Origin of the sequence: Amycolatopsis echigonensis, from assembly GCF_002846615.1 — a bacterium.
GTDB lineage: Bacteria > Actinomycetota > Actinomycetes > Mycobacteriales > Pseudonocardiaceae > Amycolatopsis > Amycolatopsis echigonensis.
Genome location: NZ_PJMY01000003.1, coordinates 747,563 through 771,546 on the forward strand (window position 1 = coordinate 747,563; position 23,984 = coordinate 771,546).

Below are 23,984 nucleotides of genomic sequence, written 5' to 3' on the forward strand. Positions count from 1 at the left end.
GGATCGGTCAGCCCGCGGCGGGCCGTTCCTGCTCTTCGGCCGGGCGGCGCAGCCGGGTCAGCATCCGCGTGATGACGTCCTCGATCTCGGCCCCGACCTTCTTGGGGTCGGCCGCGCCGGCGATCTCGGTCGCCGCGCTCGACAGGGCGCCGAACAGCAGCCGCGCGGTGAGGTCGACCGGCACCGGCTCCACCTCGCCCGCGTCGACGAGCAGCTGCAGCCCGGACCGCACGAGCCCGAAGCTGGACTGTTCCTCGGCCTCGCGCCAGCGTTCCCAGCCCATCACGACCGGACCCTCGTGGATGGCGATCCGCTGGTACGACGGGTCGAGGCAGCTGCGGATGAACGCCTGCAGCCCGCTCATCGCGCGCTCCCACGGCTCGCCGTCGCCGGTCATGATCTTCTGCAGCCGGTCGTAGACCAGGCTTTCCACCTGTTCGAACGCGGCCTCGAAGAGCGCTTGCTTCCCGCTGAAATGGTGGTACAGCGCGCCTTTCGTGACGCGGGCGCGTTTGGCCACCTCGTCGAGCGAGGTACCCGCGTATCCGCGTTTCGTGAACAGTTCGACCGCGCTGTCGACCAGGGCGGATCGGGTCGACTCGGAGTAGTCGAGTCGTCGGGACCTCATTGTCGGCACGCTCACAACCTTACGCCGGGGCCTGCCGGACCATACCCGTGGTATGTTGGCTGCGTCAGGTCCGTACCGGGAGTATGCCGCAGACCGGCAGTATGGCCCGGGTCACGGAAGGGGAGCCACACCATGAGCTGGACCGACTTCTACCGGCGGCGAGAGATCCTCGATGCCGCTGTCCGCCAGGCGAGGCGCGCACCGCGGGAACCGCTGTCGCTGGCCGAAATCCCGGGTGCCGCCGACGAGTTCGGCACCGAAGAGAACCTGTTGCTGGCACTGCAGTACAAGTGGACGCAGCTGCTCAGCGGCTACCTGCGCGCCGAGTTCGCCGACCCCGACGAGGCGGATCTGCCCGGCGACCAGGTCGACGCCGTCACCCGCGCGTGGCGGCAGGCACAGCAGGACCACGAAGACCTCCGCGCGGTGCTGGACGGCGCCCTCGAGCGCTGCCCCGCACTGGAACCGCTGCACCGCACCGAACTGCACATGCTGGCGCTCACCGCGGGCCTCGCCGAACCGGACGAGCCCGCCGACGAGATCGTCAAGGTCGGGCGCACGCTCGACGCGCTCATCCGCGCGGGCGACACCGGCCCGGTCCGCAGGCGCGGTCCGGTCGGGCATCTGATGCGCCTGCTCGCGCCGAGTGCGTGACATGTAGTTAGCTGACCCGATGAACGAACGCTGGACCGAGGCCCGGATCCCCGACCAGAGCGGCCGGACCGTCCTGATCACCGGAGCGAATTCCGGCCTCGGCCTGCGTTCGGCGGAAGTCCTCGCCGCACACGGCGCCCGCGTGCTGCTCGGCTGCCGCTCGCCCGAACGCGGCGAAACCGCCCTCGAACGGGTCCGCGCCGCGGCGTCCGGGACGAAACCCGAACTCGTCCGGCTGGACCTCGCCGACCTGGCGTCCGTCCGCGAAGCCGCCGCCAAGGTGCGCGAACTCACCGGCGACGCGCTGGACGTGCTGATGAACAACGCCGGCGTCATGGCCACCGCGCAAGGCCGCACCGCAGACGGTTTCGAGCTGCAATTCGGCACCAATCACCTCGGGCACGCCGCGCTGACCTGGCTGCTGATGCCCGCCCTGCGCGGCGCACCGGCCGGCCGCGTCGTCACCCTGTCCAGCGTCGCCGCTCTCGGCGCGCACCTGCACTTGGACGACCCGAACGCCGAACGCCGCCCGTACCGCGCGGCAGCCGCGTACGGCCAGGCGAAACTGGCGAACCAAACCTTCGGCATCGAACTGGACCGGCGCCTTCGCGCGGCGGATTCCACCGTGCTCAGCGTGCTCGCGCACCCCGGCTACAGCGCGACCGGCCTGACCACGAACATGGCCGGTTCGTATCAGAATCCCTTGCTTCGCACCGCGATCCGGGAGATCGGCAAGCTCGGCGGAATGCTGCTGGCCCAACGCGTCGAGCACGGCGCGCTGCCGCAGCTGTACGCCGCGACGGCCCCGGACGTCGAAGGCGGCGACTACCTCGGACCGGTCTTCGCCGTCCGCGGCCGCCCGGCGAAGGTCCGCACCCTCGCCCCGGCCCGGGATCCGCAAGCCGGGACCAGATTGTGGGAGCTCACCGCCGAGCTGACCGGCGTCACTCCCGACCCGAGTTGAGGGCGGTTTCCCGGGCGTAGGGTGGAGCCCGTGAGTGCTGCACCGGAGGGGCGGAAGTTGTTGCGGCTTGAGGTGCGCAACAGTGAGACGCCGATTGAGAAGAAGCCGTCGTGGATCAAGACGCGGGTGCGGATGGGTCCGGAGTTCACTGAGCTCAAGGGCCTCGTCAAGCGCGAGGGCTTGCACACCGTGTGCGAAGAAGCCGGGTGTCCCAACATTTACGAGTGTTGGGAGGACCGGGAAGCCACCTTTTTGATTGGCGGGGATCAGTGCACGCGGCGGTGCGATTTCTGTCAGATCGACACGGGCAGGCCTGCTGAGCTGGACCGCACGGAGCCGCGGAAGGTCGCGGAGAGCGTGCAGGCGATGGGGCTGCGGTATTCGACGATCACCGGTGTCGCCCGGGACGATCTGGCCGACGGCGGGGCGTGGTTGTATGCGGAGACGGTGCGGCAGATCCACGCGTTGAACCCGGGCACGGGGGTGGAGTTGCTGATCCCGGATTTCAATGCGGAGCCGGAGCAGTTGGCGGAGGTGTTCGGGTCGCGGCCGGAGGTGCTGGCGCACAATGTGGAGACGGTGCCGCGGATTTTCAAGCGGATCCGTCCCGGGTTCCGGTACGCGCGTTCGCTGGAGGTGATCACCCGGGCTCGTGCGGCGGGTTTGGTGACGAAGTCGAACCTGATCCTCGGCATGGGCGAGACCCCGGACGAGGTGTCGACGGCGTTGCAGGACCTGTTCGACGCCGGGTGCGAGATCATCACCATCACCCAGTACCTGCGGCCCTCCCCGCGCCACCACCCCGTCGACCGGTGGGTCAAGCCGGAAGAATTCGTCGAACACGCGAAAACCGCGGAGGCGATCGGGTTCCCGGGCGTCATGGCCGGTCCCCTGGTCCGCTCGTCCTACCGCGCCGGACGGCTCTACGCCCAGACCAAGGCCCACCGCGGCGAGGAACTCCCGGAGAACCTCGCCCACCTGACCGCCGAAGGACCGGCTGCACAAGAAGCCAGCAGCCTCCTGTCCCGCTGAAGCCGTCCGAGTCAGGGGCCCCGGTTACCCACCGGGGCCCCTGACTCGTCTCCGGGCCCCTCGAGCGCGGCCCCCGATTCCCAAGAATCAGTAAAGTGATGGTGTGGCTTTAGTAACGGACCTCCTCGACTGGTTGCAAGCACTCCCCCAACCAGGCCTTGTCGCGGCAGCCGGCGGCCTCGTGCTGGCCGAGTGCACGATCGGCCTCGGCTTCATCGCCCCGGGCGAATCGGGCCTGCTGATCGCGGCGACCACGGCGACGTCCGTGCCCCGCTTCCTGACGCTGTGGGCGGTCATCACCGTCTGCGCCGCGCTGGGCGACTCGATCGGGTACGCGCTCGGCCGGAAGTTCGGACCTCGGCTGCGGGAGACGAAGCTCATCCGCAAATACGGCCTGGACGCCTGGGACCGAGCCGCCGGCGTCCTCGAACGCCGAGGTGCGTGGGCGGTGTTCTTCGCGCGGTTCCTGCCGGTGCTGCGCACCCTGACGCCGGCCGCCGCGGGAGCGTCGAACCTGCCGTTCCGCAAGTTCCTCCCCGCGACCGCCGCCGGCGCGTTCTGCTGGTCGCTCGTGCACATCAGCCTCGGCGCGGCGCTGGGCGAGGCGGCCAAGCAGGTCGAGAGCGCGATGAACACCGGATTCCTCGTGGTGGCGGCGCTGGTGCTCGGGGTGCTGGCGTTCTTCTTGCTCCGCTTGAAGAAACGCAAGGCGCTGGGCGTGGCCGGTTCGCCGGACGAGCAGCCGGAAGAGCCCGCCCGCACCGGCACCTAGCGCAGCGATCCACCTCACCCGAAGTCACCCGCCCGGGGACCGTCCGGCTGATTAGATTCGACCGTATGCAGGCACTAGACCTCCCGAAGCCCGTCGCGTTCGTCCTCGGCGGGGGCGGCAGCCTCGGCGCGCTGCAGGTGGGCATGCTGCAAGCGCTCGACGAAGCGGGCATCACGCCGGATCTGGCGGTCGGCACGTCCGTCGGCTCGCTGAACGCCGCGGTGCTCTCGCTGCCCGGCGACGACCGGCTCCGGCGGCTCCGCGACATCTGGGCGCACATGACGAAGGCCGAGGCCTTCCCCGGCGGCGTGCTCAGCCAGGTCCGGACGCTCCGGCACAGCAAAACCCATCTGTTCCCGAACACCGGCCTCGCCAAGATCATCGACGACCACGTCGGCACCGGCCGCCGGTTCGAGGACCTGGGGATGCCGCTAGGAGTCGTCACCACCGATGTCGACACCGCCGAGCCGATCCTGATCACCTCCGGGCCGCTGCAAGCGCCGCTCCTGGCGAGCTGCGCGATCCCCGGCATCTATCCGCCGGTGCCGCACGAGGACCGGCTCCTCTACGACGGCGGCCTGGTCGCCAACGTCCCGATGCGGCAGGCGTTGCGCATGGGCGCGAAGTCGCTGGTCGTGCTGGACTGCGCGTTTCCCGGCAAAATGCCCGGCGCACCCCGGACGTTCGCCGAGGTGATGATGTTCACCGCGATGATCAGCATGCGCAACCAAGCCGTGCTGGAAGCGCCGATCGCCGCCCGGAAGGTGCCGGTGGTCTATCTGCCGGGCCCGGCGCCGGTTCGGGTGAGCCCGCTCGACTTCTCGCGCACCGACGATCTCGCGTCGGAGGCCTACCACGCGGCCAGGGATCACCTGAAGGAACTCACCGTCGACGGCCCCGGCCTGTACGGAGCCCCCGGATTGCTGCGTCCCTGATCCGCCCGGACCCGGAATCGCGCTCGTGATACGCGTCACCCCAATGCACCGATCCGCCGGTAGCGGCGTCTTTCCGATCGCGTAGTTTTGCAGTCGAACCTGCCGGTCCTGGACCCTCACAAAAGAGACATAATGTTCCCGAAGAAGACATTTTTTCCGCTCGCCGGAATTCTCGCGGCGACCTTGCTGCTTTCCGCCTGTTCCTCCGGGGACGGCGGCGGCGACTCCGGCACGCCCGGGTCGCCGGGCGGGTCGAGCCAGACCGCGACGCCGGCGTCGGTGACGATCGAACCGGCCAACGCGTCCGGGATCAGCCCGACGACGCCGATCGTCGTGAAGGCGGCGAACGGGAAGCTCACGGACGTCACGGTCACGAGTTCCAAAGGCAAAACCGTCGCGGGCGAGTTCTCGCCGGACAAGCTCAGCTGGAAGACCACCGAGGTCCTCGGCTACGCCGGCACCTACCAGGTGAAGGCGCACGCCCAAGGCGCGGACGGGAAAACCGTCGAACAGCAGGGCCAGGTGACCACGCTGGCTCCGAAGAAGCAGGCGAACGCGAACCTGATCCCGGCCCCAGGCGCGGTGAAGAGCACGGGTGTCGGCGTCGGGCAGCCGATCGTGTTCAGCTTCGGCGCCCCGGTCAAGAACAAGGCGGCCGTGGAGAAGGCGCTCACGGTCGAGTCGTCGCCGAAGCAGGACGGCAGCTGGTATTGGATGGACGACAAGAACGTCCATTACCGGCCGAAGGAATACTGGCAGCCGGGCACCACGATCACGGTCACCGCGAAGATTTACGGCGTCGATTTCGGAGATGGCGTCTACGGAGCGGAGGATCGGACCGAAACGTACAAGGTGCACGATTCGTGGATCGCGAAAGCCGACGGCAGCAGCGAGCAGATGCAGATCTTCCACAACGGTTCGATGGTGAAGTCAATGCCGATCTCGATGGGCAAGGACGCGACGCCCACCCATCTCGGCCCGCACGTCATCTCGGACAAGCAGGCGAACTACACGATGGACTCCTGCACGTACGGCGTGTGCCCGCCGGACCCGAAGGCGTACCGCTCGGACGAGAAGTTCTCCGAACGCATCTCGAACGACGGCGAGTTCGTCCACGAGAACCCGAACAGCGTCGGACAGCAGGGCAACTCGAACGTCTCGCACGGCTGCATCAACCTGAACGCCGCCAACGCCGAATGGTTCTTCAACAACTTCGGCCTCGGAGACGTCGTAGAGGTCACCAACTCGGGCGGCCCGCAGCTCCCGGTGTGGGACCTGTACGGCGACTGGTCCAAGTCCTGGGCCGACTGGCAGAAGGGCTCGGCCCTGCAGTAAAGCCAGCGGCCCAGGCTGAGGCCAGGGCAGAGGCCGGGTTCGGTTGAACGGTTCGACAGAGAAGGGTGCCGGAGCTTCGCGCTCCGGCACCCTTTTCGTTGCCCGGGACCGGAATCCACGCGGATCTAGGACCGAGCTGGGTTGCCGCGGGGGCGGGCGGAGGGAAGCCCGAGCCGGACAGCCGCTCTTTGCTGCCTTCGCTGCTGCTGGGGCTACATTCCTGTCCGTTGCGCCGCGCTGGTTCCTTGCCGCTGACTGGGTTCCTGCCGCAAACGCTCCTGGCACTCGCGCCGCGCTGGTTCCGCGCTTGTGCCGGGCTGGTTCCGTGCTGCTGGGTTCCTGCCGCAACACGTCTACCTCTCGCGCTGGTCGCCCTAGCCAGCGCCATGTTCTGCGCGTCTATCGCTTCGCATTCGCCCACTACTGGCGCTCCGCCGCATCGCCTCGGGGGCGGCTCGCTGCATTTCTGCCACGCCGCGCCCATCCAGTTCCTTGGCGCAGGCTGCGTTCCGTTCGCAGGCACGGAACGCCTGTACAGATGACCGGGGAGATCACTGCAATCCGGTCCGCACCGCACAACGTCTTCCGGGAGACGCGGGCCGCGGCTCGGGAGCGGCACGGGTGGATCATGGACACGTATTTGCTGCGCCGGCCGGAGTGAGGGCGGCGGGCCGTCTTCGCGGTCCGCCCGTTTTCGGGCATGAAAAAAAGGGGCGGGGCTCCGGGAAAACCTTGTCAGGTTCTCGACCGGGGCCCCGCCCCTTCTTCTCAAGTAAGTTCGGCGGTGTCCTACTCTCCCACAACCCTTCGGTTGCAGTACCATCGGCGCAGTCAGGCTTAGCTTCCGGGTTCGGAATGGGACCGGGCGTTTCCCTGACGCTAAAACCACCGAAACACTCCGAAACAACACACACCCACCCGCAAAACCGGGCGGCCGGTGTGGTGTTTCAGAACCGTAGAGTGGATGCGCAACATCTTCGTAGGCAAGTCCTCGGCCTATTAGTACCAGTCAACTCGACAACACATTACTGTGCTTCCATTTCTGGCCTATCAACCCAATCGTCTCTTGGGGGCCTTAACCCACAAAGGGGTGGGATACCTCATCTTGGAACAGGCTTCCCGCTTAGATGCCTTCAGCGGTTATCCCTTCCGAACATAGCCAACCAGCCATGCCACTGGCGTGACAACTGGCACACCAGAGGTCCGTCCGTCCCGGTCCTCTCGTACTAGGGACAGCCTTCCTCAAGTATCCTGCGCGCGCGGCGGATAGGGACCGAACTGTCTCACGACGTTCTAAACCCAGCTCGCGTGCCGCTTTAATGGGCGAACAGCCCAACCCTTGGGACCTACTCCGGCCCCAGGATGCGACGAGCCGACATCGAGGTGCCAAACCATGCCGTCGATATGGACTCTTGGGCAAGATCAGCCTGTTATCCCCGGGGTACCTTTTATCCGTTGAGCGACACCCCTTCCACCAGGAGGTGCCGGATCACTAGTCCCGACTTTCGTCCCTGCTCGACATGTCTGTCTCACAGTCAAGCTCCCTTGTGCACTTGCACTCGACACCTGATTGCCAACCAGGCTGAGGGAACCTTTGGGCGCCTCCGTTACCCTTTAGGAGGCAACCGCCCCAGTTAAACTACCCATCAGGCACTGTCCCTGAACCAGATCATGGTCCGAGGTTCAGATTCCCAATCCGACCAGAGTGGTATTTCAACAACGACTCCACACCCACTAGCGTGAGCGCTTCACAGTCTCCCACCTATCCTACACAAGCCGAACCGAAAACCAATACCAAACTATAGTAAAGGTCCCGGGGTCTTTCCGTCCTGCCGCGCGTAACGAGCATCTTTACTCGTAATGCAATTTCGCCGGGCCTGTGGTCGAGACAGCCGGAAAGTCGTTACGCCATTCGTGCAGGTCGGAACTTACCCGACAAGGAATTTCGCTACCTTAGGATGGTTATAGTTACCACCGCCGTTTACTGGCGCTTAAATTCTCAGCTTCGCCATTGCTGGCTAACCGGTCCTCTTAACGTTCCAGCACCGGGCAGGCGTCAGTCCATATACATCGTCTTGCGACTTCGCATGGACCTGTGTTTTTAGTAAACAGTCGCTTTCCGCTGGTCTCTGCGGCCAACCACCGCTCCACCCGCGAAGGGCTTCACAGTGCTTGGCCCCCCTTCTCCCGAAGTTACGGGGGCATTTTGCCGAGTTCCTTAACCACAGTTCACCCGATCGCCTTGGTATTCTCTACCTGACCACCTGTGTTGGTTTGGGGTACGGGCCGTGCATGCACTCACTAGAGGCTTTTCTCGACAGCATAGGATCACCCGCTTCGCCTCAAACGGCTACGCATCACGTCTCAGCCTATATGTCATGCGGATTTGCCTACATGACGGCCTACACGCTTACACCAGGACAACCATCGCCTGGCGGAGCTACCTTCCTGCGTCACCCCATCGCTTGACTACTACGGAATCAGGTCCCACGCTCCACACACAGACTCCGTCCGAAGACATTGCCTGCGGCTTCGGGTGGTTAGTGTCAACCGCCTCGCCATGGGCGCACATGCTCGGGTACGGGAATATCAACCCGTTGTCCATCGACTACGCCTGTCGGCCTCGCCTTAGGTCCCGACTTACCCTGGGCGGATTAGCCTGGCCCAGGAACCCTTGGTCATCCGGCGGCAGAGTTTCTCACTCTGCATTCGCTACTCATGCCTGCATTCTCACTCCCGCACCCTCCACGACTCGCTTCCGCGGCCGCTTCCCTGGATGCAGGACGCTCCCCTACCCACCCGTGCCACTGCACCGTTTCCGAAGAAACAGCGGATGTATTGCACGAGTGACACAGCTTCGGCGGTGTGCTTAAGCCCCGCTACATTGTCGGCGCAGGACCACTTGACCAGTGAGCTATTACGCACTCTTTCAAGGGTGGCTGCTTCTAAGCCAACCTCCTGGTTGTCTGGGCAATCCCACATCCTTTCCCACTGAGCACACACTTAGGGGCCTTAGCTGGTGTTCTGGGCTGTTTCCCTCTCGACGACGAAGCTTATCCCCCGCCGTCTCACTGCCGCGCTCTCACTAACCGGTATTCGGAGTTTGGTTGATTTCGGTAACCCGGTAAGGCCCCTAGACCATCCAGTAGCTCTACCCCCGGCAAGAAACACGCGACGCTGCACCTAAATGCATTTCGGGGAGAACCAGCTATCACGGAGTTTGATTGGCCTTTCACCCCTACCCACAGCTCATCCCCTCAGTTTTCAACCTAAGTGGGTTCGGGCCTCCACGACGTCTTACCGTCGCTTCACCCTGGCCATGGGTAGATCACTCCGCTTCGGGTCTAGACCACGCGACTCAGATCGCCCTGTTCGGACTCGCTTTCGCTACGGCTACCCCACCCGGGTTAACCTCGCCACGCAGCACTAACTCGCAGGCTCATTCTTCAAAAGGCACGCCATCACTCAACACGTGAGCTCTGACGGCTTGTAGGCACACGGTTTCAGGTACTCTTTCACTCCCCTCCCGGGGTACTTTTCATCTTTCCCTCACGGTACTCGTCCGCTATCGGTCTCCAGGAAGTATTTAGGCTTACCGGGTGGTCCCGGCAGATTCACGGCAAATTCCACGAGCTCGCTGCTACTCGGGAACACCGCCAAGACCTACAACGACAGCTTTCGCGTACGGGGCTCTCACCCGCTCCGGCCGCCCGTCCCAAGGCGTTCCGCTAACCATCGCGTACATCCGGAGAAATGTCAGTCTCTCCAAGGCGGGTCCCACAACCCCGACCACACAACCCCTGACAGGTATCACATGCAATCGGTTTAGCCTCATCCGCTTTCGCTCGCCACTACTTACGGAATCACTTTTGTTTTCTCTTCCTGCGGGTACTGAGATGTTTCACTTCCCCGCGTTCCCTCCACACCGGCTATATATTCACCGGCGGGTAACACCACATCACTGGTGCTGGGTTTCCCCATTCGGAAATCCTCGGATCACAGCTCGGTTGACAGCTCCCCGAGGCATATCGCAGCCTCCCACGTCCTTCATCGGCTCCTGAAGCCAAGACATCCACCATGTGCCCTTAACAACTTGACCACAAAGATGCTCGCATCCACTCTACAGTTCTCAAACACCACACCAGAAACAACGTGTGTTGCCTCAGGACCCAACAGCGCGCCAGCGAACACCCGACCACCCGGACTCCGTCCCCCCGTTCCACGCGGGACAAACCCGCAGTACTAGACGAGAACATCCTCCGCCGCAGCCGGCGATAACCAGTAGTTCCACAATTCCTTGAGCAACCGGGACAAGCACGCATTCGGCGCTTGAGCCCCAGCCACCCCACGCCCCGTGCTCCGGGCATCCCGGGAGGCGTGGATGTGTTGTGCTCCTTAGAAAGGAGGTGATCCAGCCGCACCTTCCGGTACGGCTACCTTGTTACGACTTCGTCCCAATCGCCAGTCCCACCTTCGACCACTCCCTCCCTTGCGGGTTGGGCCATGGGCTTCGGGTGTTACCGACTTTCATGACGTGACGGGCGGTGTGTACAAGGCCCGGGAACGTATTCACCGCAGCGTTGCTGATCTGCGATTACTAGCGACTCCGACTTCACGCAGTCGAGTTGCAGACTGCGATCCGAACTGAGACCGGCTTTAAGGGATTCGCTCCACCTCGCGGTATCGCAGCCCTCTGTACCAGCCATTGTAGCATGTGTGAAGCCCTGGACATAAGGGGCATGATGACTTGACGTCATCCCCACCTTCCTCCGAGTTGACCCCGGCAGTCTCCCACGAGTCCCCGCCATGACGCGCTGGCAACGTAGGATAAGGGTTGCGCTCGTTGCGGGACTTAACCCAACATCTCACGACACGAGCTGACGACAGCCATGCACCACCTGTACACCAACCACAAGGGAAGCCCCATCTCTGGGGATGTCTGGCGCATGTCAAGCCCAGGTAAGGTTCTTCGCGTTGCATCGAATTAATCCACATGCTCCGCCGCTTGTGCGGGCCCCCGTCAATTCCTTTGAGTTTTAGCCTTGCGGCCGTACTCCCCAGGCGGGGCGCTTAATGCGTTAGCTACGGCACGGACAACGTGGAATGTCGCCCACACCTAGCGCCCAACGTTTACAGCGTGGACTACCAGGGTATCTAATCCTGTTCGCTCCCCACGCTTTCGCTCCTCAGCGTCAGTATCGGCCCAGAGACCCGCCTTCGCCACCGGTGTTCCTCCTGATATCTGCGCATTTCACCGCTACACCAGGAATTCCAGTCTCCCCTGCCGAACTCAAGTCTGCCCGTATCGACCGCACGCTCCACGTTAAGCGTGGAGATTTCACGGCCGACGCGACAAACCGCCTACGAGCTCTTTACGCCCAATAATTCCGGACAACGCTCGCACCCTACGTATTACCGCGGCTGCTGGCACGTAGTTAGCCGGTGCTTCTTATCCAGGTACCGTCACTCGCGCTTCGTCCCTGGCGAAAGAGGTTTACAACCCGAAGGCCGTCATCCCTCACGCGGCGTCGCTGCATCAGGCTTGCGCCCATTGTGCAATATTCCCCACTGCTGCCTCCCGTAGGAGTCTGGGCCGTGTCTCAGTCCCAGTGTGGCCGGTCACCCTCTCAGGCCGGCTACCCGTCGTCGCCTTGGTAGGCCATTACCCCACCAACAAGCTGATAGGCCGCGGGTTCATCCCATACCGCCGGAACTTTCCACCCTCGAAGATGCCTCCGAAGGTCATATCCGGTATTAGACCCAGTTTCCCAGGCTTATCCCAGAGTACAGGGCAGATTACCCACGTGTTACTCACCCGTTCGCCACTCATCCCCGGCCGAAACCGGATCAGCGTTCGACTTGCATGTGTTAAGCACGCCGCCAGCGTTCGTCCTGAGCCAGGATCAAACTCTCCAACAATGAACAGTCCGATCGAGACTACTTCTCAATCAATCTCAAAGGAAACCCCGACGAGGGGGTTTCAAATAAGCTCTACTGGCTTAGTTCACTAGCACACTGTTGAGTTCTCAAGCAACACACCCCGAACCAGTCCCGGAATCAACCAGGCCAAGCTCGATGCGTTATTTCAAGCTTTTGTTTTTCCGGAGTCCGACTCTACACCCTCTGAAGCTCGAGGCTTCGTCGGGGGCTGGTTCAGCTCCGGAGGTTTTGGGACCACCCACTCTACCACTACTGTGGGAGCTTGGTTCGTGGCCCCGGCGGCCGCCCGGTCTCCCTGGCGACGAAGAGAACATTACACGGCCCGAAACAGCCCTCGAACAGGGGGGTCCCTTTTTTCGCGCCAAGCCGCTGACCTGCGTCGATCCGGCACCCCGGCCCGAAGGCGGTCAGCCCGGCTCGCGCTCCCCGTGCGTCGCGATCACCGTGACCCCGACGAGCACCGCCGCGAGGACTGCCGTCACGTGGATCGGCGCCGGCCCGAACGACGCCGCCAGCACGAGCACCGCGGCCGCCGGGAAGCCGATCGCGATCGGACGGCATTCGTTCGTCGGGCCGATGTGCAGCAGCCACACGCTCAGCAAGAAGACCGCGACCGGGATCGTCACGGCCAGCGCGGTGACGACGCCGCTCACGTGCGCCTGCCCGCTGTCGAAGCCGACCGCCAGTTCCAGCCCGGCGCCGACCGCCGCGGCCGAACCGAAAATCAGGTAGTGCCCGTATCCCCAGCTCAACGCGGTCCGCAACGAGTTGCCGCGTTCGAGCCGGGCGTGGCCGGGCTGGTCGAAATAGAGCCACCACATCGAGAACACCAGGACGAGGCCCGCGGCGGCGAGCGACACCAGCTCCCCGGTGTGCTCGCCCTCCGCGATCCCCTCCTTCACCGCGTTCGTGGCACTGAGCACGGTCTCGCCGAGCACGATCAGCGTGAAAAGCCCGTACCGCTCGGCGATGTGGTGCGGGTGCCACGCCGTGCCCGACCGTCGCTCCGCCAGCACCGGCACCGCGAGTTCCAGGACGACCAGAACGAAGAACCCGATCAGCCCCGAGGTGCCGGGCAGCGCGAGCCGGACGATCCAGAGGATCTGGCAGAGCGTGATGCCGGCCGCGTAGAAGTACGCGGTCGGGCGCGCTTCCGGGGCCTGCCGCGCCGCGCGAAGCCACTGGGTGACGGCGGCCAGGCGCATCAGGACGTACCCGATGACCACGATCGTGAAGTCGCCCTCGAAGGCTTTGTCCACGCCGGCCGCGACGGTCAGGCCGCCGGCGATCTGGACGAGGGTGGCCAGCCGATAGGGCACGTCGTCGGTGTCGAACGCGGACGCGAACCAGCTGAAGTTCAGCCAGCCCCACCAGATCGCGAAGAACACCATCGCGAAGCTGAGCACCCCGTGCCCGAGGTGGCCTTCGGAAAGCGCGTGGTGCAACTGTGCGGCGGCCTGCCCGACGGCGACCACGAAACACAGGTCGAACAGCAGCTCCAGCGGCGTCGAGACGCGGTGTCCTTCGGCGCTGTCGCGTGGCCGCATCGGCCGGTACCACACCCGGATCCGGTTGCCCGGCAACGACTCGTGGGCCATGTGCGCTCCCCTTTCCGCTGGACGCGGCCCATCCCAACATGATCGACGGCCCGGCGCGAGCGCGACATCCCCGAGGAGCGGAAACCGGGTGAAACCGGACGCCTCAGCGCAGCCGGACCGCCAGTTCGAAGACCGGGTCGTCGAGGCCGGCCCGCCCGGGGTCGCACAGGAAGATCTGGCGCGGCTTCCAGTCCGCCCGCAGGTCGTGGTCGGCCAGCCAGCGGTGAAGGGACTCCGCCCCGAGCGCGGTCATCATGTTCGCCTTCAGCACGGTCACGTACGCCTCGCGGCCTGCGTCGTCGGCGCTGAGCGTCATTTCCGGAAAGGCGATTTTCTCGCCTTCGGGGTCGATCGGACAGCAGAACTCGACCAGGCCGTCGCTGTCATTGCTGATTTCGCCGTGGTAGCGCAGGAACGGCCGCGCGCCTTCCGGGCGCGGAACCGACGGGTCGCCGAAGAACGCGAACAGCGGGGCGGCGAACTCGCCGATCCGATCGGCGGTCAGGTGCTCGGAGGCGGTGAGCAGCGTGTGGGCGGGCACTTCGCGGACAGACACGTCGTACATCGGGGTTTCCTTCCCGGCCAGTCGGTCGAGGAAGAACCCGGCGAGTTCCTGCTTCGCGCGCCATTCCCGCTCCTGCTCGTCCCAGTACGCGCGGACCTCGGCTACCGCGGCTTCGGGCGACAGGTCGAGGACGGTCCGGATCCGCGACAGCGGCATTTCGATCCGGCGCAGCTGGACGACGCTGCGGGCCCGCTCAAGCTGGTCCGGCGAGTACCAGCGATAGCCGGTGTCCGGGTCGACGCGGGCGGGCGGCAGCAGGTTCGTCTCGTCGTACAGCCGGAGCGCCTTGGGCGAAAGGCGGGCCAGGCGCGCGAACGCGCCGATGGTCAGCAGGTCCGTCATGGGTTCTCCCTCGTTCGGAATATGCCGAGCGTGGAGCCGGTCCCAAGGGGAAGGTCAAGCGCTCTCCGGCATTCCCGCTGTCCGAAGCCGCGTGTGGCAACGACAAGACAGGGCGAACCTCGGCGCGAAGACGAGAAGGGACGCAAGCGTCCCGCGGGCGAGCAAGGTCCAGCCGAGAAGGGCGGGCGGGCCCGGCTCCCCCTCGCCCGGGCCCGCCCCGTTGCCTTCGCGCGCACTCGGCCGGCCACTCCGGGCAGTGCCCCGGCGATTCGCCGTACGGTCCCCCGCGGACGCCGACGAATTTCGTACCGGGATGCGACTCCGGGTGTCCATTCCCCGGAACTTCGGACTCCCGGGCCGCTCGGCCGATCGACCCATCCCCGGTCGATCGAACGAATTGCCACTGTAGGTAGCCAAAGTGTCGTTCTGAAGGCTCCATAAGGTCTACTCGGTTGCTCTGAGTAGCACTAGGGCCGAAGGTCACCTGTCACTCGGATGGAGTATCACCTGGTGGCGGCAAGAAGGGGGAGAGCAGCGTGGCGAGCTTACGTTCGGTGAATATTCGCTGCGGACTGCGCCGCTTGCTGGTCCTCCGTCAGGATGGCCCGCCGCCGGCGGGCACGAAGTTCGAGAGTCGCGAAAGCCAGCGCGACCAGGGTGAGCCCGGCCGCGCAGCACATCGCCGCGGTGAGCGCGGTCTGGTGACCGGACGTCGCGACCACCGATTCGAACACCGACGCCAGCACGGCCGTGCCGATCGCGGTGCCGATCCGCTGGCCGGTCTGCAGCGCTCCCCCGGCGACACCGGCCAGCCGGTTCGGCACGCATTCGAGCGTGAGCGTCGTGTTCGGCGAGATCACCATCCCGCCGCCGATCCCGCCGATCAGCAGCGGACCGGCCACCGCGAACCCCGCGGCCGACGGCGGCACCAGCTGCACGACCACTCCGACCGACAGCAGCGCGAGCGCGACGATGCTCAGCCCGGCGACGGTGAGCCGCCTGCCGAACCGGGCCACGAGCCGTCCGGCGACAGCCGCCGTCACGGCCGAACTCAGCGCGAACGGCGTGACGGCCAGCCCCGACTGCAGGGGCGTGTATCCGAGCCCCTGCTGGAAGAAGAGCGCGAACACCAGCCAGATCCCGGCGAACCCGCAGAAGTACAAGGCCCCGACCGCCGCGCCGCTCGCGTAGCCCGGGGTGCCGGTGAAGAGCCGGATGTCCAGCAGCGGCGGCCGGTTCTTTCGCGTGACGCGGCGTTCCCACCACACGAAAGCCGCGCCGAAGACGATCGCCACCCCGAACAGCCACCAGAACCGGCCGAGCCCGCCCCGTTCGGATTGCACGAGCGGCAGCAGGACACCGAGCACCGCGACGGCCAGCAGCACGATCCCGGCGAAATCGATTTCCGTGCGCAGCCGGAATTTCCGCCGGCCCGTGCGGGGCAGCAGTTTCATCGCGAGCCCGAACGCCACCACGCCGATCGGCACGTTCACGTAGAACACCCAGCGCCAGCCGTCCGGGTCGCCGAACAGCGCGAGGATCACGCCGCCGAGCACCGGCCCGACCGCGGTGGAGATGCCGACGACCGCACCGAACATGCCGAATGCCCGGCCGCGCTCGGTGCCGCGGAAAAGATCCTGGATCAGGCCGCTGTTCTGCGGCGTCAGCATCCCCGCGGCACAGCCCTGGGCCAGCCGGGCGGCGACGAGCGTCGCCGGGTCGGGGGCCGCTCCGGCGAGCGCGCTCGTCGCGACGAACCCGGCCAGCGCGAGGAGGAACATCCGCCGGCGGCCCAGCGCGTCGCCGAGCCTGCCGCCGGTGACCAGGACCAGTCCGAAGGCGAGCGCGTAGCCCGAGACGACCCATTGGATGGTGCCCGCGCCGGTGTTCAGGTCGCGCTGCATGGAGGGCAGAGCCGTGTTGACGATGCTGACGTCCAGCAGCGTCATGAACCCGGCGGTGAGGGTCACCGCGAGCGCCCGCCAGCGGCGGGGATCCGGCTCCGCCCCGGTCATCAGGTGTTGGCGGTGATCCCAGGGATGCCCTTGAGCTCACCGATGAGCATCGAACTGACCTTCACCGGGTAATCGTAAAGCGCGAAGACCGTCTGGTTCTTGCCGACGAGCTTCAGGTGCACCGGCGTATCGCCCTTGTGCGCCAGCAGCGTCGACTTCAGCTCGCTGACCACGGCCTGGTCGATCTTCTCGGCGGCGGCCAGCAGCACCAGCGGCGGTTCCTCGTCGCCGTTGCCGATCTCGGAGAGGTCCAGCGGCACGAGCCCGCCGCCGAACACCGACATCTTGTCCTCGCGCCAGTTGACCCGGCCCTTCACCAGCACCGCGTTGTCCTCGACCAGGTCCGCGGCGAACATCGAGTACGCCTTGGCGAAGAACAGTACCTCGATCGCGGCGTCCATGTCCTCGACGGTGCAGATCGCCCAGGGCTCGCCCTTTTTGTTGACCCGGCGTTCGAGCGAGGTGAGGAGGCCGGAGATGACGACCTCGCCCTCCTTCGGCGGGTCGGCGAGCAGCGCGGCGATCGGCTTCGGCGCGTGTTTGCGCAGGATGCGCTCGGCCCCGTCGAGCGGGTGCGCCGACACGTACAGGCCCAGCATTTCGCGTTCGTAGGCGAGGAGTTGCTTGCGCGGGTACTCCTCCTCGCCGAACTTGAGGTGCGCGAGCGGCGAGGACGACGGAGCCGCCTCGGCCGCGTCGCCGTCGTCGGCTCCGAACGAGCCGAACAGGTCGAACTGGCCCATCGCTTCCTGGCGCTTGAGCGGCACCACGGCTTCCACCGCGTCCTCGTGCACCTGGATCATCGACAGCCGCGTGTGCCCCATCGAATCGAACGCGCCCGCCTTGATCAACGACTCGATCACCCGCTTGTTGCAGGCCACCAGCTCCGACTTGTCGAGGAAGTCGGTGAACGAGGAGTACTTGCCCTTCTCCTCGCGCGTCTTGATGATCGACTCCACCACGTTCGCGCCCACGTTGCGCACCGCGCCCAGACCGAACCGGATGTCGTTCCCGACGGCCGCGAACCGCAACGCCGATTCGTTCACGTCCGGCGGCAGCACCTTGATCCCCAGCCGGCGGCACTCCGACAGGTAGATCGCCGATTTGTCCTTGTTGTCGCCCACCGACGTGAGCAGCGCGGCCATGTACTCCGCGGTGTAGTTCGCCTTGAGGTAGGCGGTCCAGTACGCGATCAGGCCGTAGGCGGCGGCGTGCGACTTGTTGAACGCGTACCCGGCGAACGGGAGGATCGTGTCCCACAGCGCCTTGACCGCTTCCGGCGAGAAGCCGCCTTCGACGAGCGGGCTCGATTTCATGCCCTCTTCGAAGCCCTCGTACTCCTTCTCGAGGACTTCCTTCTTCTTCTTGCCCATCGCGCGGCGGAGCGTGTCCGCTCGGCCCATCGTGTAGCCCGCGACCTTCTGGGCGATCTGCATGATCTGCTCTTGGTAGACGATCAGGCCGTAGGTCTCGGACAGGATCTCCCGCAGCGGTTCCTCCAGCTGCGGGTGGATGGGCTTGATCTGCTGCCGGTTGTTCTTGCGGTCGGCGTAGTCGTTGTGCGCGTTCATGCCCATCGGGCCGGGGCGGTACAGCGCGAGCACCGCGATGATGTCCTCGAACCCGGTCGGCTGCATGCGCCGCAGCAGGTCGCGCATCGCGCCGCCGTCGAGCTGGAACACGCCGAGCGTGTCGCCCCGGCCGAGGAGCTTGTACGCCTCGGGGTCGTCGAAGCCGAGCCGGTCGAGGTCGATCTCCTCGCCGCGGTTGGCCTTGATGTTGTCCAGCGCGTCGCCGATGACGGTCAGGTTGCGCAGGCCCAGGAAGTCCATCTTCAGCAGGCCGATGGCCTCGCACGACGGATAGTCCCAGCCGGTGATGATCGAGCCGTCGTCGCGCTGCCACACCGGGATCGCGTCGGTGAGCGGCTCGCTCGACATGATCACCGCGCAGGCGTGCACGCCGGCGTTGCGGATCAGGCCCTCGAGGCCGCGGGCGGTCTCGAAGATCGTCTTGCACTCTTCGTCGGTCTCGACCAGCGTGCGGACCTCGGCCGCCTCCGCGTAGCGCTCGTGCTTCGAGTCGACGATGCCCGACAGCGGGATGTCCTTCGCCATGATCGGCGGCGGCAGCGCCTTCGAGATCCGGTCCGCGATGGAGTAGCCGGGCTGGCCGAAGTGCACGCGGGCGGAGTCCTTGATCGCCGCCTTGGTTTTAATCGTGCCGAAGGTGATCACCTGCGCGACCCGGTCCGCGCCGTATTTCTCGGTGGCGTACCGGATCATCTCGCCGCGCCGGCGGTCGTCGAAGTCGATGTCGATATCGGGCATCGACATGCGCTCCGGGTTCAGGAACCGCTCGAACAGCAGCTTCTGCGGGATCGGGTCGAGGTTCGTGATGCCGAGCGCGTACGCGACGAGCGCGCCCGCCGCGGAACCGCGGCCGGGGCCGACCAGGATGCCGACCTCCCGGGCGTGCTGGATCAAGTCGGCGACGATCAGGAAGTAGGCCGGGAAGCCCTTGCCCTCGATGACGTTGAGCTCGTAGTCGCAGCGTTCCTCGTAGCCCTCCGGGATGCCCTCGGGGAACCGCCACTTGAGCCCCTCGGCGACCTGGTGCCGCAGCCAGCTGGCTTCGGTGTGGCCCTCGGGGACGTCGAAGACCGGCATCCGGTCCTTGTGCGCGTACACGTCCTCGTACGACTCCACGCGCTCCGCGATCAGCAGCGTGTTGTCCGCCGCCCCCGGGACCTCCTTGTCCCAGTACTCGCGCATTTCCTGCGCGGACTTCAGGAAGTAGCCGTCCCCGTCGAACTTGAACCGCGTCGGGTCGTTCAGCGTCTTCCCGGCCTGCACGCACAACAGCGCCGAGTGCGTGTCCGCCTGGTCCTTGGTCACATAATGCGAATCGTTCGTCGCCAGCGGCGGCAGGTCCAGCAGCTTCCCGATCTCCAGCAGCCCCTCGCGCACCGACCGCTCGATCGGCAGCCCGTGGTCCATCAGCTCCAGATAGAAGTTGCCCGCCCCGAAAATGTCCTTGTAGTCCGAGGCCGCCTGGATCGCCGCCTCCCGCTGCCCCAGCCGCAACCGCGTCTGCACCTCGCCCGACGGGCAGCCCGTCGTCGCGATGATCCCCTCGGCGTTCTCGGCGATCAGCTCCCGGTCCATCCGCGGCTTGCGGTAATACCCCTGGATCGACGCCAGCGACGACAGCTTGAACAGATTCCGCAACCCGGTCGCGTTCCCCGCCACCATCGTCATGTGCGTATACGCACCGCCGCCCGAGACGTCGCCGCCCTCGCCGAACTCGTCCGACCCCCGCTGCGACGCCTGCCCCCAGAACACCGGCTTCTTGTGAAACCGGCTCTCCGGCGCGATGTACGCCTCGATCCCGATGATCGGCTTGATCCCGTGCTTCTTCGACGTCTGGTAAAACTCGTCGCCGCCGTACATGTTGCCGTGATCGGTCATCCCGACCGCGGGCATCCCCAGCCGGGCCGCCTCCTCGAACAGGGGTCCGATCTTCGCCGCACCGTCCAGCATGGAGTACTCGGTGTGGACGTGCAGGTGGACGAAAGAATCGTTCGACACCAGCGAAAACCTCCCCTAGGCAGACGGCTTCCCGGCTCCGGTCGACGCGGCGGGCCCGGGCTGCCCACCCTAGTCCGCCGCGGCAGGAGCGCCGCGGTTGGGCGCTCCGGCTCCATCCTCCCTCCGAACCCGCCGGGCCCGGCCCCGACGCGCCGGGCGGCAGGGCCTGCCGCGTTCCCGGCGATGATCACCGGGAACGCTCTCCTGACTCGCTTGCCCGGACACGGTCGCACCCGGCACCGACAAAAACCGGGGCCGCCGGGAGCCGCACCGCTCAGAGTCACCCGGGAGCGTGAACCAAGCCACAACCGCCGAGCAAGGGGCCATGGCGTCGCTTGACAGCGGCCGGGCCGGAACCGACTATCCGTCGCGTGAACCTGTCTGACAGCCGGGCAGCCGGACCGCTCCCCCGGCGCGTCAGCGCGATGGAGGCCGTCCTGGCCCATCTGCGGCAGGCGATCGAGCAGGGCGAGTACGCGGTCGGCGACCAGCTGCCCTCCGAGGCCGCGCTGAGCAGGGAGTTCGAGGTCAGCCGCTCGGTCGTGCGCGAGGCGCTGCGCGGGCTGCAGGCGCTCGGGCTGACCGTGTCGCGCACCGGCCGCGGCACGTTCGTGACCGCGAGCGGCCCGCCGGAGAACCCTACGTTCGGCGACTACTCGGCCCGCGACCTGGTCGAGGTGCGCAGGCACGTCGAGGTCCCGGTGGCCGGATACGCCGCGCGCCGCCGCGATGCCGACCAGCTCGCCCTGCTCGCCGATCTCGTCGACCGGATGGACGCCGAGACCCGGGACGCCGCGTGGGTGGCGCTCGACTCACAGTTTCACGTCACGATCGCGCGGGCATCAGGCAATCCGGTGTTCGCGAAGGTGATCGAAGAGATCCGCGACGCGCTGGCCCGCCAGTCGGCGTTCCTGAACCAGCTCGGCGGGCGGCGGACCCAGTCGAACGTCGAGCACCGGCGCATCGTCACGGCGATCGCCGAAGGCGAGGAAGACGCGGCCGCGGCCGCGATGACCGAGCATCTCGATCACGTCGAGAAGACCCTGACCACGATCGTACGACCGGCGCGCGCCGGCGAAGCAGAAACAGGTACCACCGCGTGACTGAAGAAACCCTGCCCGCGACTGCCGAGGCGGACACCGCCGACGCGGGCGACGCCGGATACCGCAAGGCGCTGAAATCCCGGCACATCAACATGATCGCCATCGGCGGCGCGATCGGGACCGGTCTGTTCCTCGGAGCGGGAGGGCGGCTCGCGCAAGCCGGTCCGGCGCTCGCGATCGTGTACGCGGTGTGCGGGCTCTTCGCGTTCTTCGTGGTGCGCTCGCTCGGTGAACTGATCCTGCACCGTCCGTCGTCCGGCGCGTTCGTGTCCTACGCGCGCGAGTTCATGGGCGAGAAGGGCGCGTACGTCGCGGGCTGGATGCACTTCCTCAACTGGTCGACCACCGGCATCGCGGACATCACCGCCATCGCGCTGTACGCGCACTTCTGGTCGTTCTTCACCCCGATCCCGCAGTGGGTGCTGGCGCTGATCGCGCTGGCCGTAGTGGTGTCGCTGAACCTCGTGTCGGTGAAGCTGTTCGGCGAGATGGAGTTCTGGTTCTCGATCGTCAAGGTCGCCGCGCTGGTGCTGTTCCTGATCGTCGGGATCGTCCTGCTGGTGACGCAGCATCCGATCGACGGCCACGTGCCCGGTCCGCAGCTGATCGCCGACCACGGCGGCGTGTTCCCGGCGGGCATCGTGCCGATGATCCTGATCGTGCAGGGCGTCGTGTTCGCCTACGCCTCGTGCGAACTGGTCGGCGTCGCGGCGGGCGAAACCGAGAACCCGAAGGCGATCGTGCCGAAGGCGATCAACTCGATCATGTGGCGGATCGCGCTGTTCTACGTCGGCTCGGTCGTGCTGCTGGCGATGCTGCTGCCGTGGAACGCCTACACGGCCGACCAGAGCCCGTTCGTCACCGTGCTGGCGAAACTGGGCGTGCCCGGCGCGGACAGCATCATGAACCTGGTCGTGCTGACCGCCGCGCTGTCGAGCCTCAACTCGGGGCTGTACTCGACCGGGCGGATCCTGCGCTCGATGTCGCTGGCCGGGTCCGCGCCGAAGTTCACCGGCGTGATGAACCGCAACCAGGTGCCCTACGGCGGGATCCTGCTCACGTCGTCGGTGTGCGTCGTGGGCGTCGGGCTCAACTACGTGGTGCCGAAGGACGCGTTCGAGATCGTGCTGAACTTCGCCGCCGTCGGCATCCTCGGCACCTGGGCGATCATCGTGCTGAGCCATCTGCTGTTCGTGCGCAAGGCCAAGCGCGGCGAGGTGACCCGGCCGCACTTCCGGCTGCCGTTCTCGCCCTACACCGAGATCGCGACGCTCGCGTTCCTCGCCGCGGTCGTCGTGCTGATGGGCTTCGACAAGACCGGCCGGATCACCCTGCTGGCGCTGCCGCTGATCATCGCCGCGCTGGTGGTCGGCTGGTTCGTCGTGCGCAAGCGGATCGACATGAGCGCGTTCGACAAGGCAGAGGCGTCGTGACTCCGCAGGAGCGCGACCCGCGGCACGTTCCGCTGGTCCACCTTCTGCGCGACGGCATGGTCGAGGGCGTGCACCACGGTTCCGTCGTGGCGCTCGCTCCCGACGGCTCGACGCTGTTCGAGGCGGGCGACCCGGACGTCGCGATGTACCCGCGATCGACCGCGAAACCGCTGCAGGCCACCGCGATGGCCCGCCTCGGACTGCGACTCGATCCGGCCGGTTTCGCGATCGCCGCGGCCAGCCACTCCGGCGAACCGCGGCATCTCGAGGCGGCGGCCGCTGTCCTGGCGAGCCGAGGCTTCGCCGAAACCGACCTGGGCAACCCCGCTGACCTCCCGTATGACCCGGTCGAACGGGACGCCTGGATCGCCGCCGGACGGCAACCGTCGCGCCTCGCGCACAACTGCTCCGGCAAGCACGCCGCGATGCTGGCCGTCTGCCGGGAGCAGCAGTGGGACGTCGACGGTTACCTCGATCCGGCGCATCCGCTGCAGCGCGCGATCCGGGAGACCGTCGAGGAGCTGACCGGACAAACCGTGCCGCGAGTGGCCACGGACGGCTGCGGCGCACCGCTGTTCGCGCTCTCCCTGAGGGGTTTGGCGCGTGCTGCTTCGCGAATCGCGACTGCGCCTGAGGGTTCGCCGGAATCGTTGGTGGCCAACGGGATCCGGGAACATTCGGATCTGGTGGCGGGCAGTCGCCGCGACGTCACCCGGCTGATGCGAGCCGTGCCAGGGCTGATCGCGAAGGACGGTTTCGAAGCAGTGCAACTCGCCGCGCTGCCAGACGGAACCGCAGTAGCCCTGAAAATCGCCGACGGCGGCGACCGCGCCCGGCCCGCGGTGCTCGCCGCAGCACTGGCCCGAGCCGGAGTCGACCCGGACCTGCTTGCCCCCTTCAGCAATCCAGCCCTCCGGGTGACGGACGCGCTGGCCGCGTAGCCCAACAGGAACCAGCGCACCCAACGCATCGAGGCGCCCAGCCCCTCCCCCGCACCCCGATACGAAGCCTCCCCTGCGGTCTGGGGGTGCTTGTCAAGGCATCTTTCCCGCCTTGACAAGCACCCCCGAACCGTCAG

15 protein-coding genes and 3 rRNA genes are annotated in these 23,984 nt (G+C 66.3%); 10 read left to right on the top strand and 8 right to left on the bottom strand.

What is annotated here, in order from left to right; genetic code table 11:
- Nucleotides 1–7: 7 nt before the first annotated feature.
- The gene (locus ATK30_RS07980; protein ID WP_101435020.1) at nt 8–628 is read right to left on the bottom strand and encodes a TetR/AcrR family transcriptional regulator; all 621 of its coding nucleotides are present in this window, start codon (nt 626–628) and stop codon (nt 8–10) included.
- Between the two features lie 132 nt (nt 629–760).
- Here ATK30_RS07980 and ATK30_RS07985 point away from each other — a divergent pair, with 132 nt between their 5' ends.
- The 7 genes from ATK30_RS07985 (at nt 761) to ATK30_RS46830 (ending at nt 6,981) form a co-directional block, all read left to right on the top strand.
- A complete protein-coding gene (locus tag ATK30_RS07985; protein WP_101435021.1) occupies nt 761–1,282 on the top strand; it encodes a hypothetical protein in 522 nt (173 codons plus the stop codon).
- A 19-nt stretch (nt 1,283–1,301) separates the two neighbouring features.
- Nucleotides 1,302–2,246 carry an oxidoreductase gene (locus ATK30_RS07990; RefSeq protein WP_101435022.1) on the top strand — a complete coding sequence of 315 codons (945 nt, stop codon included), beginning with the start codon at nt 1,302–1,304 and terminating at the stop codon, nt 2,244–2,246.
- A 30-nt stretch (nt 2,247–2,276) separates the two neighbouring features.
- Complete coding sequence (gene lipA, locus ATK30_RS07995; RefSeq protein WP_101435023.1) at nt 2,277–3,278, top strand: lipoyl synthase; 1,002 nt, start codon at nt 2,277–2,279, stop codon at nt 3,276–3,278.
- A 103-nt stretch (nt 3,279–3,381) separates the two neighbouring features.
- Nucleotides 3,382–4,050, top strand: coding sequence for a DedA family protein (locus ATK30_RS08000; protein WP_101435024.1), 669 nt, complete (start codon nt 3,382–3,384; stop codon nt 4,048–4,050).
- A 65-nt stretch (nt 4,051–4,115) separates the two neighbouring features.
- The gene (locus ATK30_RS08005) at nt 4,116–4,985 is read left to right on the top strand and encodes a patatin-like phospholipase family protein (RefSeq protein WP_101435025.1); all 870 of its coding nucleotides are present in this window, start codon (nt 4,116–4,118) and stop codon (nt 4,983–4,985) included.
- A gap of 132 nt (nt 4,986–5,117) precedes the next feature.
- The gene (locus ATK30_RS08010; protein WP_101435026.1) at nt 5,118–6,320 is read left to right on the top strand and encodes a L,D-transpeptidase; all 1,203 of its coding nucleotides are present in this window, start codon (nt 5,118–5,120) and stop codon (nt 6,318–6,320) included.
- A gap of 538 nt (nt 6,321–6,858) precedes the next feature.
- The gene (locus tag ATK30_RS46830; RefSeq protein ID WP_279629986.1) at nt 6,859–6,981 is read left to right on the top strand and encodes a hypothetical protein; all 123 of its coding nucleotides are present in this window, start codon (nt 6,859–6,861) and stop codon (nt 6,979–6,981) included.
- Between the two features lie 115 nt (nt 6,982–7,096).
- Here ATK30_RS46830 and rrf read toward each other — a convergent pair.
- From rrf to dnaE, 7 genes are all read right to left on the bottom strand, one after another.
- Nucleotides 7,097–7,213, bottom strand: a 5S ribosomal RNA gene (gene rrf, locus ATK30_RS08015).
- Between the two features lie 86 nt (nt 7,214–7,299).
- Nucleotides 7,300–10,419: ribosomal RNA gene (locus tag ATK30_RS08020) — 23S ribosomal RNA — on the bottom strand.
- A 300-nt stretch (nt 10,420–10,719) separates the two neighbouring features.
- Nucleotides 10,720–12,239 (bottom strand): 16S ribosomal RNA (locus tag ATK30_RS08025).
- Together the 16S, 23S and 5S rRNA genes form the textbook arrangement of a ribosomal RNA operon.
- 428 nt (nt 12,240–12,667) lie before the next feature.
- Complete coding sequence (locus ATK30_RS08030) at nt 12,668–13,858, bottom strand: low temperature requirement protein A (protein WP_101435027.1); 1,191 nt, start codon at nt 13,856–13,858, stop codon at nt 12,668–12,670.
- 103 nt (nt 13,859–13,961) lie between these two features.
- Nucleotides 13,962–14,765: a MerR family transcriptional regulator gene (locus tag ATK30_RS08035; protein WP_208637298.1), complete on the bottom strand. Its 804-nt coding sequence runs from the start codon at nt 14,763–14,765 to the stop codon at nt 13,962–13,964.
- A gap of 545 nt (nt 14,766–15,310) precedes the next feature.
- Complete coding sequence (locus tag ATK30_RS08040; protein ID WP_101435028.1) at nt 15,311–16,780, bottom strand: MFS transporter; 1,470 nt, start codon at nt 16,778–16,780, stop codon at nt 15,311–15,313.
- The gene (gene dnaE / locus ATK30_RS08045; RefSeq protein ID WP_101435029.1) at nt 16,780–20,370 is read right to left on the bottom strand and encodes a DNA polymerase III subunit alpha; all 3,591 of its coding nucleotides are present in this window, start codon (nt 20,368–20,370) and stop codon (nt 16,780–16,782) included. Before dnaE ends, ATK30_RS08040 begins: the two co-directional genes overlap by 1 nt.
- A 425-nt stretch (nt 20,371–20,795) precedes the next feature.
- Between dnaE and ATK30_RS08050 the strand changes: the two genes are divergently transcribed.
- Genes ATK30_RS08050 through ATK30_RS08060 form a run of 3 tightly spaced genes read left to right on the top strand, consistent with a single transcriptional unit; the run spans nt 20,796 to nt 23,847 of the window.
- Complete coding sequence (locus ATK30_RS08050) at nt 20,796–21,473, top strand: FadR/GntR family transcriptional regulator (protein WP_101435030.1); 678 nt, start codon at nt 20,796–20,798, stop codon at nt 21,471–21,473.
- Entirely contained in the window at nt 21,470–22,906 is a 1,437-nt protein-coding gene (locus ATK30_RS08055) for an amino acid permease (protein ID WP_101435031.1), read from the top strand. The genes ATK30_RS08050 and ATK30_RS08055 overlap by 4 nt, the downstream gene beginning before the upstream one ends.
- Nucleotides 22,903–23,847, top strand: a complete 945-nt coding sequence (locus ATK30_RS08060; RefSeq protein ID WP_101435032.1) for an asparaginase — start codon at nt 22,903–22,905, stop codon at nt 23,845–23,847. Before ATK30_RS08055 ends, ATK30_RS08060 begins: the two co-directional genes overlap by 4 nt.
- Nucleotides 23,848–23,984: the final 137 nt, after the last annotated feature.

Bases quoted from the DNA above. Each gene is read 5' to 3' on its own strand.
- ATK30_RS07980 (WP_101435020.1), bottom strand. From the start codon at position 628: ATGAGGTCCCGACGACTCGACTACTCCGAGTCGACCCGATCCGCCCTG.
- ATK30_RS07985 (WP_101435021.1), top strand. From the start codon at position 761: ATGAGCTGGACCGACTTCTACCGGCGGCGAGAGATCCTCGATGCCGCT.
- ATK30_RS07990 (WP_101435022.1), top strand. From the start codon at position 1,302: ATGAACGAACGCTGGACCGAGGCCCGGATCCCCGACCAGAGCGGCCGG.
- ATK30_RS08005 (WP_101435025.1), top strand. From the start codon at position 4,116: ATGCAGGCACTAGACCTCCCGAAGCCCGTCGCGTTCGTCCTCGGCGGG.
- ATK30_RS08010 (WP_101435026.1), top strand. From the start codon at position 5,118: ATGTTCCCGAAGAAGACATTTTTTCCGCTCGCCGGAATTCTCGCGGCG.
- ATK30_RS46830 (WP_279629986.1), top strand. From the start codon at position 6,859: ATGACCGGGGAGATCACTGCAATCCGGTCCGCACCGCACAACGTCTTC.
- ATK30_RS08030 (WP_101435027.1), bottom strand. From the start codon at position 13,858: ATGGCCCACGAGTCGTTGCCGGGCAACCGGATCCGGGTGTGGTACCGG.
- ATK30_RS08035 (WP_208637298.1), bottom strand. From the start codon at position 14,765: ATGACGGACCTGCTGACCATCGGCGCGTTCGCGCGCCTGGCCCGCCTT.
- ATK30_RS08040 (WP_101435028.1), bottom strand. From the start codon at position 16,780: ATGACCGGGGCGGAGCCGGATCCCCGCCGCTGGCGGGCGCTCGCGGTG.
- ATK30_RS08050 (WP_101435030.1), top strand. From the start codon at position 20,796: ATGGAGGCCGTCCTGGCCCATCTGCGGCAGGCGATCGAGCAGGGCGAG.